Origin of the sequence: Pseudomonas sp. B329, from assembly GCF_023127835.1 — a bacterium.
Taxonomy (GTDB): Bacteria; Pseudomonadota; Gammaproteobacteria; order Pseudomonadales; family Pseudomonadaceae; genus Aquipseudomonas; species Aquipseudomonas synxantha_A.
In genome coordinates this window covers 77270-90774 of record NZ_SPKP01000015.1, presented here as the reverse complement: position 1 = coordinate 90774, position 13505 = coordinate 77270, and the positions used below count along the sequence as shown (strand labels likewise).

Sequence of the window (13505 nt, the reverse complement as noted above, 5' to 3'; positions counted from 1 at the left end):
GAACTAATACAGACGGGCTTTCCTTGTCGTTCTGCGTGCAGACAGGCTCCAGGCAAGGGGTATTTCCTGAAAGTCTTGTGCGGTGCGTTTACCTTCATAGGCTTATGCCAAGGACATTTCACTCAAAATATGTGCGCGTCGAGAAAAGTCTGAAAGCATCCATAAAGCCCTATACATCTAAGTTTGCGATTTTTTGTAGGCTAATTCCTATCTTCCTGTGGGTTGGGTCTCTCCCTGCCGTTGCTCGGGGTGGAATGCTATGCCAACTAGTAATCGACTAGGCTATTGTGTTTGCTCTAAATAATTCGAACAGCGAAATTGGACTTTCTCATGAATAAAGTGCTGATCGTGGATGATCATCCCGTCATTCGTCTTGCTGTGCGCATGCTAATGGAGCGTCATGGTTATGAGGTCGTTGCCGAGACCGATAACGGTGTCGATGCGTTGCAACTTGCACGGGAACACATGCCGGATATTGTGATACTGGATATCGGAATCCCCAAGCTCGACGGCCTGGAGGTGATTTGCCGGTTGGCTTCAACCAAGCAAGCCATATCGTTCAAGGTGCTGGTGCTGACGTCCCAGGCCCCTGGCCATTTTTCCATGCGCTGCATGCAGGCAGGGGCGGCCGGCTATGTCTGCAAGCAGCAGGATCTTACCGAGTTGTTGAGCGCCATCAAGGCGGTGCTCTCCGGCTACAGCTACTTCCCGAACCAGGCGCTCAATTCAGTGCGTTCAACCATGGGCAACGCCAGCGAAGCTGAAATGGTTGAACGCTTGTCGGGGCGAGAGATGATGGTGCTGCAGCAACTGGCACGTGGCAAAACCAACAAGGAGATTGCCGACGGCATGTTCCTCAGTAACAAAACCGTCAGTACCTACAAGACTCGCCTGCTACTCAAGCTCAATGCCCGCTCCCTTGTGGACCTGATCGAGTTGGCCCAGCGCAACGGCTTGGTGTAGGAGGACGTTGCACCGCTCAAAACCCGTGTATCCGGCAGAAAAAAGCCTCCGTCAGGGAGGCTTCCGGTCGTTCACGCATCGATCACAGATCGAAGTCGTAATCGGCCAGCTGTTTTTGCAAGCGTCGCTCTTCCAGAAGATTGTCGATAGTGCGACGTTTGCTCAAATTGGTCTTGGCTACCTCTACAGGTGTCTCTACCGCGTCCTCATCCGACTCAGCGAGGTCGTCTTCCACTTCCAGTTGTTCTTTGCCAGCGCTCATAAGATTAACTCCGGGCTAAGACTGCCATTGGGGCTCCTTATAGCGATAATCTGCGAACGGGTAAAAAAGATTTTTTCAATCGACTGATCAAAAAAATCAATGGTCGCTCAATCGTCGGACGTCTTGTCCTTGTATTCACACAGATCTTCGATGCGACAGCTGCCGCAGCGGGGCTTGCGAGCCTGGCAAACGTAGCGCCCATGCAGGATCAGCCAATGATGGGAGTCGAGCAAATACGGCTTGGGCACGAACTTCATCAGTTGCTTTTCCACCTCGACCACATTTTTGCCCCGCGCAATGCCGGTTCGGTTACTGACCCGGAAGATGTGCGTATCCACAGCCATGGTCAACTGCCGGAATGCGGTATTGAGTACCACGTTGGCCGTTTTGCGGCCCACCCCTGGCAAGGCTTCCAGGGCTTCGCGCGTTTTCGGGACTTCACCACCATGCAGCTCTACCAGCAGGCGGCACGTTTCGATCACATTCTTGGCCTTGCTGTTATACAGGCCGATGGTCTTGATGTACTCGGACAAACCTTCCACACCCAGGGCGTAAATCGCGGCCGGGGTATTGGCCACGGGATACAGCTTCGCCGTGGCCTTGTTGACACCGACGTCCGTGGATTGGGCTGACAGGATCACCGCAATCAGTAATTCGAAAGGGGAGGAGTAGGCCAGTTCGGTTTTCGGTTCCGGATTGTCTTCATGAAACCTGCGGAAGATTTCCAGGCGTTTTGCGGCATTCATAGGGGCGGACGTTTCCTTGCTGACGGTCGACGTGATGTTAGCAATGCAAAGCGCAGGTTCAGGCGTCGGTGTTGGCCTCGGCATCCTGCAGCGTCTGCTCGGCGGCGTTCAACGCAGCGCTCAAGGCTGCCAGTTGCTGCTCGCCAGCCTGCTCGGCCTGGGCCTTTTTCAACTCGGCTCGGCGCATGGCCAGTTGGATCTTTGCACGCTTGAGGTCAACGCTCTTGGGGGGCGTTGTCGGCGGCGCACTGTTGGCCTCCAGCGCGGCAAGCGCCTGTTCGCAAGCCTCGAACTGCCGTTGCAGCATAATCAATTGCGACTGTTGCTCAAAGGTCGGGGGATGCCCAAACGCCTTCAACGATTTGTGCAATTGAGCGCGACTCATGGTGACGCTGATTTTGGCCTGCTTGATCGCGGCGTCCTGAGCGGCCTGATGATTATTGACCTGTGTCGTTTCCACCGCAGCTGCGCTTTTGGCCCGTGTCAGGCGCTCGGCGAGCTTGCAGGCTTCCTCACGTTGCAGGCGGGCGTTGCGTTGTTCGAAACGCCGTCGCGCCCGATCACGTTTGAGGTCGCGTTCACGCCGCTCGTCATCGGTGCCTGCCAAGCCGCCCACGATAGGCAGTACGTCAGCGAGCGCACGCATCTCGATACAGTCGACGGGGCAGGGGGCGACACAGAGGTCGCAACCGGTGCACTCGTCGGTAATCACGGTGTGCATCAGCTTGGCGGCGCCCACAATGGCGTCCACCGGGCAAGCCTGGATGCATTTGGTACAACCGATGCATTCGGCCTCACGGATATAGGCAATCTGCGCGGGCGCTTCCCCGCGGCTGGTGTCCAGGTCCAGCACTGGCAGGTGCAGCAGTTGCGCAAGCCCGGCGATAGTTTCCTGCCCACCGGGCGGGCACTTGTTGATGGCCTCGCCCCTGGCGATGCCTTCTGCATAAGGCTTGCAACCCGGGTGCCCGCACTTGCCGCATTGAGTCTGCGGCAGCAGCGCGTCGATACGTTGAATGAGGTTCATGCTGTGATCATAGCGTTGACGCCCGGCCCAGGGAGGTGGGCAAGCTGAAAAGCCCCGCCGTGGCAATAGCGGGGCATTTTGCAGGGATTACTTGATGCGTTGGCCCGGCTTGGCGCCGCTGTCGGGGCTCAGCAGGTAGATTTCTTCGCCGCCAGGGCCCGCCGCCATCACCATGCCTTCGGAAATGCCAAACTTCATTTTCCGTGGCTTGAGGTTGGCGATCATCATGGTCAGGCGCCCATCGAGCTTGGACGGGTCCGGGTAAGCGCTCTTGATCCCGGAGAACACGTTGCGCTGTTCGTCACCGATATCCAATGTCAGGCGCAGCAACTTGTCGGCGCCCTCCACGGCTTCGGCCTTGATAATCAGTGCTACGCGCAGGTCCACGGCGGCAAAGGCGTCGAAATCGATTTCCGGAGAAATCGGGTCCTTGGCCAGTTCGCCATTGCCCGCAGGCGCAGATTGGCCGGTATCGGTCTGGCTGGCGACCAGGTCTTCCTTCGAAGCATCGGTCATGGCCTGGACTTTCACCGGGTCAATGCGGGTCATCAAGGGCTTGAACGCGTTCAACTGATGATTACCGAGCAAGGTGGCGTGATCGTTCCAGGTCAGCGGCGCCACATTCAGGAACGCCTCGGCATCGGCGGCCAGCAATGGCAGCACCGGCTTGAGGAAGATCACCAACTGGCGGAACAGATTGACGCCGGTGGCGCAGATAGCCTGAACCTCAGCTTCCTTGCCTTCCTGCTTGTTCAGCGACCACGGGGCCTTGTCGGCGATCCAGGCGTTGGCACGGTCGGCCAGGCCCATGATTTCGCGCATGGCGCGGGCGAAGTCGCGGGCCTCATAGGCGTCGGCGATGCTTGGTGCGGCGGCCAGGAAGGCGTCGGTCAGTTCCGGTGCGGCGTTCTCGGCTACCAGTACACCGGCGTTGCCCTTGTGGATAAAACCGGCGCAACGGCTGGCGATGTTGACGACTTTACCCACCAGATCCGAGTTGACCTTCTGTACGAAGTCTTCCAGGTTCAGGTCCAGGTCGTCGACACCCCGGCCCAGCTTGGATGCGTAGTAGTAGCGCAGGTATTCAGGCGACAGGTGGTCCAGGTAGGTGCGCGCCTTGATAAAGGTGCCACGGGACTTGGACATTTTCTGCCCGTTCACCGTCAGGTAGCCGTGCACGGCAATGCCGGTCGGCTTGCGGTAGCCCGAGCCTTCAAGCATCGCCGGCCAGAACAGCGCGTGGAAGTTGACGATGTCCTTGCCGATGAAGTGGTACAGCTCGGCAGTGGAGTCCTTGCCCCAGAACGCGTCGAAGTCCAGCTCCGGGGTGCGGTCGCACAGGTTCTTGAAGCTGGCCATGTAGCCGATCGGCGCGTCCAGCCATACATAGAAGTACTTGCCCGGCTCGCCCGGGATCTCGAAGCCGAAGTATGGCGCGTCGCGGGAGATGTCCCACTGCTGCAGGCCACTGTCGAGCCATTCGGAGAGTTTGTTGGCCACGGCGTCCTGCAAGGTACCGCTGCGCGTCCAGGTTTGCAGCATTTGCTGGAAATCCGGGAGCTTGAAGAAGAAGTGCTGCGAGTCCTTGAGCACCGGAGTGGCACCGGAGATCGCCGACTTGGGATCCTTCAGGTCGGTCGGTGCGTAGGTCGCGCCGCATTTTTCGCAGTTGTCGCCGTACTGGTCTTCGGTGCCGCATTTGGGGCAGGTGCCCTTGATGAAGCGGTCGGCCAGGAACATCTTCTTTTCCGGGTCGAAATACTGGGTCACCGAACGTTGGTCGATGTGCCCGGCTTCCTTCAACCGCAGGTAGATCTGGCTCGACAACTCGCGGTTTTCGTCGGAGTGGGTCGAATGGAAGTTGTCGAAGTCCACCAGGAACTCGGCAAAGTCGGCGCTGTGTTCAGCCTGCACGTTGGCGATCAGTTGTTCCGGGGTGATACCTTCCTTTTCGGCGCGCAACATGATGGCCGAACCGTGGGCGTCGTCCGCGCAGACATAAATGCATTGATTGCCGCGATGCTTCTGGAAGCGCACCCACATATCGGTCTGGATGTACTCAAGCATATGGCCAAGATGGATGGAACCATTGGCATAGGGCAGGGCGCTGGTGACGAGGATCTTGCGTGGCTCGGACATGGGGCTCGGCTACTTGATGAAACGGAGGTCGGCCACTATAAAGCGCCGGGAAATTTATTTCACCCCGTGACGCTGTTTCAGAATCTTCCGGAACCTCGAAAGCGTGCCGTTCAACCGCCGGAACGGTTAGGATAGCCGCCTGTTTCAGTCAGTCTTTTTTCGGGAGTAGCCCATGAGCGCCGTCAATCGCGCAGCGGTGGAAGCCGTTCTTCGCCAGTACACCGATCCTTATTTGAACCAGGACCCGGTCAGTGCCGGTTGTGTGCGCAGCATCGAGGTCCAGGGCGACCAGGTGTCGGTACAGATGCAACTGGGCTATGCCGCAGGCTTGTTCAAACGCGGCTGGGCGCAGATGCTCCAAATGGCCATTGAGGGCATCGACGGCGTGGGTTCGGCCAAGGTCGATATCCAATGCGTGATCGCCCCGCACAAGGCCCAGGCGCAGATCCCGGGCCTGGCCAACGTCAAGAACGTGGTGGCGGTGGCCTCCGGCAAGGGTGGCGTGGGCAAATCCACCACCGCGGCCAACCTGGCCCTGGCCCTGGCCCGCGAAGGCGCGCGGGTGGGGATTCTCGACGCCGATATCTACGGCCCAAGCCAAGGCGTGATGTTCGGCATCGCCGAAGGCACGCGGCCGAAGGTCAAGGATCAGAAATGGTTTGTACCCATCGAGTCGCTCGGTGTGGAAGTGATGTCCATGGCCTTTCTTACCGATGACAACACGCCGATGGTCTGGCGCGGGCCGATGGTTTCCGGGGCGTTGCTGCAATTGGTCACACAGACCGCCTGGGGCGACCTCGATTACCTGGTGATCGACATGCCGCCAGGCACCGGCGACATCCAGCTGACCCTGGCGCAAAAAGTGCCGGTGGCCGGTGCGGTGATCGTCACCACGCCTCAGGACCTCGCGCTGCTGGACGCCAGGAAAGGCGTCGAGATGTTCCGCAAAGTCAATATCCCTGTGCTCGGCGTCGTGGAAAACATGGCGGTGCACATCTGCTCCAACTGCGGTCATGCCGAGCATCTGTTCGGTGAAGGTGGGGGCGAAAAGCTCGCGACCCAATACGGTGTCGAGCTGCTCGCTTCGTTGCCGCTGGCGATGGGCATTCGTGAACAGGCAGATGGTGGCAAACCAACCGTGGCGTCCGAACCGGACGGGCAGGTCGCGATGATCTACCAGGAACTGGCCCGGCATGTCGGCGCGAGAATTGTCTTGCAGGAAGCTGCTGCGCCGGCGATGCCGACCATTACTGTCAGTGACGACTGATGCCTTTCAACAGTAAGCGGTGGGGGCAATGAGGCTTATTGCCCTTTTCCGCAATTGTGCGTGTAAGCATTTGCTTACCTTTGCGTAAGCGATCGGTTTTTTTATCATGCATGGACGTCTCGATTTTTTTGAGACTTTTTTCATCTCATTGAAAAACAAGACTTATTTATCTGTGTTTAGGTGTCAGAGCGTGCCAGTCGATCGAACCGGGTCGCGTTGAACTTATCTTCGAACCCTCTAACATCAGCCCTGTGTCCACGGATTGACACAGCCATCAAGGAACGATGGTTTGAAGGAACGTCGCAGGATGCGATTCATCAGGATGATGAAAAGGAATACAGGGACTAGGGAAAAAATGTGGGCGGGTCATACCGCCCCTTTTTTCGCCTGTAGAAAAGTAAAAACGCTCCCATCAGAAACGCAAAAAGGCCCGCAAGGGGCCTTTTGGGGGCGGCGACGCTATCAGCGTTCGAGGTCTGCAATCTTACCTTTTTTGCCATCCCACTCCGCTGCATCGGGCATCGGGTCTTTGCGCTCGGTGATATTCGGCCAGATTTCCGCCAACTCGACGTTCAGCTGAATAAACTCCTGCATCTCCGCAGGCACTTCGTCCTCGGAGAAAATCGCGACGGCCGGGCATTCTGGTTCACACAGGGCGCAGTCGATGCACTCATCCGGGTGAATAACCAGGAAGTTCGGGCCTTCGTAGAAGCAGTCCACCGGACACACTTCTACGCAGTCGGTGTACTTGCACTTGATGCAGTTGTCGGTGACGACGAAGGTCATTTCTAATTTTCTCCTCAGGCGGCGGCAGCGAAACCCCTTGTGGTGGGGTTCGCGAGGTTTGAGAGCGATAGTCTGCGGACCAGGCTAAAAGCCCGCAGCATCCCAAACCGCGCGAGATTCTATCAGCTTGCAAGCGTCTGCGTTATATCCGAGTCTTCAGTGCATATAACATTTCGAGCGCTTTACGCGGCGTCAAGTCATCCAGATCAAGCTTTGCCAACTCATCCAGCACCGGATGGGGCAGGCTGGCGAACATATCGCTCTGGTGCGGCGCGGCGGGTTTCTTGCTGGCCTTGGCAGGGCTGGCGACCACGGTTTCATGGGGCAGGGCTGTGGTTTCCAGGCGGCTGAGGTGTTCGCGGGCGCGAGTAATCACGTCATTCGGCACGCCGGCCAACTGTGCTACGGCCAAGCCATAGCTCTGGCTCGCCGGCCCTGGCAGCACATGGTGCAGGAACACGATGCGCTCATTGTGCTCGGTGGCATTGAGATGCACGTTGGCCACCAGTGGCTCGCTTTCCGGCAACACCGTGAGTTCGAAGTAGTGCGTGGCAAACAGTGTATAAGCGCGCAAATGCGCCAGGCGTTCGGCCGCCGCCCAAGCCAGGGACAGGCCGTCGAAGGTGCTGGTGCCGCGACCCACTTCGTCCATCAGCACCAGACTGCGCTCGGTAGCGTTGTGCAGGATGTTGGCGGTCTCGCTCATTTCCACCATAAAGGTCGAACGGCCACCCGCAAGGTCATCACTGGAGCCGATCCGCGTGAAGATGCGGTCCACCAGGGACAGCTCGCAACTGGCCGCCGGCACAAAGCTGCCGATATGGGCCAACAACACGATCAACGCGGTCTGGCGCATATAGGTGGATTTACCACCCATGTTCGGACCGGTGATCACCAACATGCGGGTATCGTCGTCCAGCGACAGGTCGTTGGCGACGAACGGCGTGGTCAATACCTGCTCCACCACCGGGTGGCGACCTTGCACAATGCGCATGCATGGCTCGCTGACAAACCGTGGGCAGTTCAGGTCAAGGTTCAGCGCTCGTTCGGCGAGGTTGCTCAGTACATCCAGCTCCGCCAGGGCGGCCGCAGTGTCCTGCAATGGCGCCAAACGGCTGATCAAATCCTCGAGCAAGGCTTCGTAAAGCATCTTTTCCCGGGCCAGGGCGCGGCTTTTGGCTGACAGCGCCTTGTCTTCGAACTCCTTGAGCTCTGGGGTGATAAAACGCTCGGCACCCTTGAGCGTCTGGCGGCGTTGATAATCGATAGGCGCCGACTCCGCTTGCTTGCTCGGCAACTCAATAAAGTAGCCATGCACGCGGTTGTAGCCCACCTTCAGGTTAGCCAGACCGGTGCGGGCTTTTTCGCGGGCTTCCAGGTCGATCAGGAACTGGCCGGCGTTTTCGCTCAGGGACTGCAGCTCATCCAGCTCGCTGTCGTAGCCGGTTTTCAACACGCCGCCATCACGGATGATCGCGGGCGGGTTGTCGATGATGGCTTTTTCCAGCAGCGCCGCGAGGTCCGGGTAAGTGCCGGCAGTCACCGCCAGCTGTTGCAAGTGAGGCGTATCCAACTCAGTCATTGCCAGTTGCAACTGCGGCAGGGCGCTCAAGGCATCACGAAGGCGCGCCAGGTCGCGGGGTCGTGCATTGCGCAGGCCGATCCGCGCCAGGATACGCTCGATATCACCGATTTCTTTGAGTTGCGGCTGCAGCTTTTCAAAGCGATAGCCATCGAGCAGGCAGGTAATAGAGGTTTGACGCGCTTGCAGCACGGTCAAGTCCCGCAGCGGACGGTTCAGCCAACGGGTCAGCAAGCGACTGCCCATCGCGGTCTGGCAGCGGTCGACCACCGATTGCAGGGTGTTATCGCGCCCGCCGGCCAGGTTGGTATCCAATTCCAGGTTGCGACGGCTGGCGCCATCGAGCACCACGGTATCGTCCAGGCGTTCATGACGCAGGCTGCGCAAGTGGGGCAGGGCGGTGCGCTGGGTTTCCTTCGCGTAGCTGAGCAGGCAGCCAGCAGCGCCGATGGCCAGGGTCAGCGTTTCACAGCCAAAACCTTTAAGGTCTTGCACCGAAAACTGCTGGCACAGACTTTTCAGCGCCGAATCACGCTCGAAATCCCACGGTGCACGACGCTTGGTCCCACGACGTTTCTCCGCCGGCAAGTCCTTGGGCCAATCATCCGGGATCAACAACTCCACCGGGTTGATACGCTCCAGCTCCGCCAGCAGGTTCTCCCAGCCCTTGATCTCCAGCACGCTGAAGTTGCCGCTGGTGATATCCAGCACCGACAGGCCGAACAGACGCTCATCGCCCAACACCGCAGCGATCAGGTTATCGCGACGCTCATCCAGCAACGCTTCATCACTCACCGTACCCGGCGTAATAATGCGCACCACTTGACGTTCCACCGGCCCTTTACTGGTAGCCGGGTCGCCGATCTGCTCACAGATCACCACCGATTCGCCCAGCTTCACCAGCTTGACCAGGTAGCCTTCCAACGAGTGATAAGGAATGCCACACATCGGAATCGACTGCCCCGCCGACTGCCCGCGCGCGGTCAGGGTAATGTCCAGCAGCTTGGCGGCCTTCTTCGCGTCTTCGTAGAAGATCTCGTAGAAGTCGCCCATGCGATAGAACATCAACTGATCAGGGTGCTGGTTTTTCAGGCGCCAGTACTGCTGCATCATCGGGGTGTGGGAGGACAGGTCTGAAGTGTTTTTACTCATTGGGTAGTAGGCAAATTCGTTGAAAGTGATGGGGCAAAGGGGGCGCTTGGCCCAGCATTTTTTGCGATGGAGGCAAGGTTAACACGCGAGGTCGGCCCTTCGCAGGTCGCAAACGGCCAGGTAAAACGCGAAAGCGGCGTCGCCTCAAGAAGCTCCCTCGCCACAGGTTAGCGGTTTAATCAGGCATTGCAGCAGCGTTAAACAATCCGGTCAGTGCCTGGAAGATGATGAGCTGACTTTTCATATCTCAATGCAGGATGCAGATCGTGAATACGACCAAACTATTTGGACCTACGCCCACTGGCCGGAAACAACCCTCTGATCACCCCAAGAAACGCCGCAAACAAGTTGATTGAAGTCGCCGTAGTGATGGCAATCAATACATTGTCCGAGAACGGCGCTTTACCCGAGTAATACGTCGACCAGCCATTCCACACCAGCAGGACCGCCCAGAAGATCACGCCGCAGGCAGCAAACCAAAACGCACGCCCCGCATACTTCTTGCGCAGTTGCCGCTCGGCTTTCTGGTCTTTGAGGTTCTGGCTTCTTTCATCGTCGGTGCCTATGGCTTGCTCGCCACCGGCCTGGGAGTCCTGGTCAGGCCCTGCCACGGGGGGCAGGGTGAGTTCCAGGTTGTCGAGTTCTTCACTCACGGATACGGCTCTTTGGGTGAATGAGTGCTGCCATGTCTTCCCAGTCTATGGCGGAGCCGTCGGCGCCCTTGAGGGCCCAGGCTGTGCCGTCCTCGTGGGACAGGTTGGACAGTTGGGTGCCGGACCATTTGCCGTATTTGTTAATGATCCGGTCAATCAAACGATGGGTATAGGTATCGCTCTCCGGAACCCTCGGTGTAACGAAGACAATGTCTTCGGCGTCGGGCTTCAGGTTGCTGAGCAGTGAGGTCACCGGGCGATTACCGTAGGATTTCAGCTCATGGTAAAGCGACGGAATGACCGGGCCATATTGCCAGCGGGCGAAGTGGTCATCCATCAGGGGCTGGTCTCGCTCGCGCAAATGCCAGGACTGTGTATAGAACAGCAGTTTCTGCAGCTTCATCGGGGTCAGGCCCGAAACCTTGCCTTCCTTCGCGCGTTCAATGAAGGCGTTAGCGACAGCTAGCGCTGAATAAGCCATGAGCACCTCCGTCGTTGCTGGCTAGGTGATTGACGAGTTTTATACATAGCCCCTGAATTGTCGATAAGCAAGGGAGGCTGTTCATTTGCCGCGTCTTACCTCAGGCGCTCGGAATAATAGTAAGTATTTAACTGTCTGGATATACAGTATTTTGTTTCAGGCTAAACACAATTGGATGTTTAATGCATAAATATGCAAATTAGCATTTGCCAACCTTAAAAACTCCCGTCACTATCCGCGTTATGCAAAAACGCAATGTTTCTATCGTCTTAAGAGAGCTGCTGGATCGCGACCGGATCTCCCCCACGGAGCTTCATCGGCGCACCGGCGTGCCTCAATCCACACTGTCCCGGATCCTCAGCGGCAAGATCGTTGATCCGTCGGATAAACACATCTCCCGTATCGCCGAGTATTTTCGCGTGAGCACCGACCAACTGCGCGGGCGCGCTGCGGTGGGAGCCTTGCGCGATGACGGGCGCGACCCGATGCATTCGGAACTCAAGGACATAAGCCTGTGGGACGACGACACCCCCGTCAATGATGACGAGGTGTCGATCCCCTTTCTGCGCGAGGTTGAATTGGCTGCTGGATCAGGAAGATTCGTCATCGAGGAAAGCGAGAAGGCCAGCCTGCGGTTCGGCAAGCGCAGTCTGCGGCATAACGGCGTGCAGTTCGACCAGGCCAAGTGCGTGACGGTACGCGGCAACAGCATGTTGCCGGTACTGCGCGACGGCGCCACGGTTGGCGTGAACGCCGGTAAAAGCGGCATTGGCGATATCGTCGATGGTGATCTGTATGCCATCAATCACAACGGCCAGCTGCGGGTTAAACAGCTCTACCGCCTGCCTTCGGGGATTCGCCTGCGCAGCTTCAACCGTGATGAGCATCCGGATGAGGACTACAGCTTCCAGGATATCCAGGACGAGCAGATCAGCATCCTCGGTCATGTTTTCTGGTGGGGCATGTACGCCCGCTAACCTCCACGCGTAAGAAGAAGCCCGCCCATGTGCGGGTTTTTTTTCGCCTCTAGAAAACCGGCCAAGCCCAAGCCCGTAAGGCTTCCAATGCATCCATGCATTTCCACGACAAAAATAAATGCATTTGTGCATTGACTGTATATGCATACATGCATATTCTCCATCTCAAGCCAGCCAACAAGGCCTGGTGGAGGCGGCAAGGATGCTGCCAAGGAAGACAAGGAAGGCACGCAACATCGGCAAGGACGCCATCGAAGCGATGGCAGGGATGCCAGGCAACACCGGCAAGGATGCCGACGCTCTTTAGTTTCAACGCTTCAACAAAACAGGCAGCGATGAACCGGCCTTAACGGTTCAGAGGGTTGGCAACTGACCCGGGTGTGCAGCGTAAAGCACCAGAAGCAGTTATCCGGCAGACAGGGATCGTGGTCGGAAAAACATCGAGGAAAGGACCGTACCGCGCCAGTAGCGCCGAAAGTCCGAGGACAGCATTACTGAAAAGCCCGGGCAACCGGGCTTTTTGGAATGCCTACCTATCGAAGCATCTGTAAATGAAATATGGATTATTAAATGCTCAGCCAGGAGGCGTGACATGACAAATGAACAGCAAGCGTTAGCGGAAATGCCTATCTGGCTGGTCATCGTATTGGCCGTGATCGGCGGGGTGTCAGGAGAAATGTGGCGCGCCGATAAAGAAGGCGCACGTGGCTGGTCGCTGATCCGCCGATTGGCCCTGCGTTCCGGGGCGTGCATGGTCTGCGGGGTGTCGGCCCTGATGCTGTGCTACGCCGCCGGGATGTCGATCTGGACCGCCGGCGCCATTGGTTGCCTGACCGCCATGGCCGGTGCCGACGTGGCTATCGGCCTTTATGAGCGGTGGGCGGCCAAGCGCATCGGGATCAACCAAGGCTCCCGCCAGGACCCGCAGTAATCGTTGCAAGGACGCTACATAAAATGACGCTTATCGAAAAGCCATCCCAACTGCCCCAGGCCGTGGGCGCTGCGCTGCATGCAGCTTTCCCGGACCTCAAGGTCGGCAGTCATCAGGACTTCCAGGACGACACTGAAAAAACCGGTGTGCAGGTCACAGTCGAAGGCAATGGCCCGGGCATTCGCTCTCGCGAAGGGCGCAAGGCTCACGTGCTGAGCATTTCACTCAGGGCCATGGTCGCCCCCGGGGCATTGCCGTTCGATGCCTGCGACCTGGCCAGCCAACTCATGGACCTTGTGCTGGATAACCGTTGGGACCTGCCCCAGGCACAGTGCGATTTGCCCGCAAATATCGTCGCCGCTCCGGCTGTGCGCAGCACCCTTGATGCGGACTACGACACCTGGACGGTTTCCTTCACTCAAACCCTCTATCTGGGGCCGCCGTTACTTGAAGATCCTACAGGTCAGCCGCTGTTTGCCTGCACCTGGGATGTCTCCAACATCGACGACCCGGCCCAATACAAACCACTGGCGGAGTAG

13 protein-coding genes are annotated in these 13505 nt (G+C 58.0%); 5 read left to right on the top strand and 8 right to left on the bottom strand.

What is annotated here, in order from left to right:
• Positions 1-330: 330 nt before the first annotated feature.
• Entirely contained in the window at positions 331-963 is a 633-nt protein-coding gene (locus tag E4P00_RS10125; protein WP_005785278.1) for a response regulator transcription factor, read from the top strand.
• Between the two features lie 82 nt (positions 964-1045).
• Here E4P00_RS10125 and E4P00_RS10120 read toward each other — a convergent pair whose 3' ends face one another.
• From E4P00_RS10120 to metG, 4 genes are all read right to left on the bottom strand, one after another.
• On the bottom strand, positions 1046-1225 hold the full coding sequence (locus E4P00_RS10120; RefSeq protein ID WP_005785279.1) for a hypothetical protein: 180 nt from the start codon (positions 1223-1225) through the stop codon (positions 1046-1048).
• A gap of 107 nt (positions 1226-1332) precedes the next feature.
• On the bottom strand, positions 1333-1971 hold the full coding sequence (nth, locus tag E4P00_RS10115; protein ID WP_032877527.1) for an endonuclease III: 639 nt from the start codon (positions 1969-1971) through the stop codon (positions 1333-1335).
• A gap of 58 nt (positions 1972-2029) precedes the next feature.
• Positions 2030-2998 (bottom strand): electron transport complex subunit RsxB, encoded by a 969-nt coding sequence (gene rsxB, locus E4P00_RS10110; protein WP_248131331.1) that lies wholly within the window; start codon positions 2996-2998, stop codon positions 2030-2032.
• Between the two features lie 87 nt (positions 2999-3085).
• A complete protein-coding gene (gene metG, locus E4P00_RS10105; RefSeq protein ID WP_078820415.1) occupies positions 3086-5137 on the bottom strand; it encodes a methionine--tRNA ligase in 2052 nt (683 codons plus the stop codon).
• 172 nt (positions 5138-5309) lie between these two features.
• Here metG and apbC point away from each other — a divergent pair, with 172 nt between their 5' ends.
• Entirely contained in the window at positions 5310-6404 is a 1095-nt protein-coding gene (apbC, locus tag E4P00_RS10100; protein WP_032877523.1) for an iron-sulfur cluster carrier protein ApbC, read from the top strand.
• Between the two features lie 462 nt (positions 6405-6866).
• Here apbC and fdxA read toward each other — a convergent pair whose 3' ends face one another.
• The 4 genes from fdxA to E4P00_RS10080 form a co-directional block, all read right to left on the bottom strand.
• Entirely contained in the window at positions 6867-7190 is a 324-nt protein-coding gene (gene fdxA / locus E4P00_RS10095) for a ferredoxin FdxA (protein ID WP_003208688.1), read from the bottom strand.
• A 142-nt stretch (positions 7191-7332) separates the two neighbouring features.
• Positions 7333-9924 carry a DNA mismatch repair protein MutS gene (mutS, locus tag E4P00_RS10090; RefSeq protein WP_032877521.1) on the bottom strand — a complete coding sequence of 864 codons (2592 nt, stop codon included), beginning with the start codon at positions 9922-9924 and terminating at the stop codon, positions 7333-7335.
• 281 nt (positions 9925-10205) lie between these two features.
• Positions 10206-10577, bottom strand: a complete 372-nt coding sequence (locus tag E4P00_RS10085; protein WP_032877520.1) for a hypothetical protein — start codon at positions 10575-10577, stop codon at positions 10206-10208.
• Positions 10570-11058: a type II toxin-antitoxin system antitoxin SocA domain-containing protein gene (locus E4P00_RS10080; protein WP_032877518.1), complete on the bottom strand. Its 489-nt coding sequence runs from the start codon at positions 11056-11058 to the stop codon at positions 10570-10572. Before E4P00_RS10080 ends, E4P00_RS10085 begins: the two co-directional genes overlap by 8 nt.
• Positions 11059-11291: 233 nt before the next feature.
• Between E4P00_RS10080 and E4P00_RS10075 the strand changes: the two genes are divergently transcribed.
• From E4P00_RS10075 to E4P00_RS10065, 3 genes are all read left to right on the top strand, one after another.
• Positions 11292-12035 carry an XRE family transcriptional regulator gene (locus tag E4P00_RS10075; RefSeq protein WP_177327421.1) on the top strand — a complete coding sequence of 248 codons (744 nt, stop codon included), beginning with the start codon at positions 11292-11294 and terminating at the stop codon, positions 12033-12035.
• A gap of 592 nt (positions 12036-12627) precedes the next feature.
• Positions 12628-12966 carry a phage holin family protein gene (locus E4P00_RS10070; RefSeq protein WP_005785384.1) on the top strand — a complete coding sequence of 113 codons (339 nt, stop codon included), beginning with the start codon at positions 12628-12630 and terminating at the stop codon, positions 12964-12966.
• 23 nt (positions 12967-12989) lie between these two features.
• Entirely contained in the window at positions 12990-13505 is a 516-nt protein-coding gene (locus tag E4P00_RS10065) for a hypothetical protein (RefSeq protein ID WP_005785385.1), read from the top strand.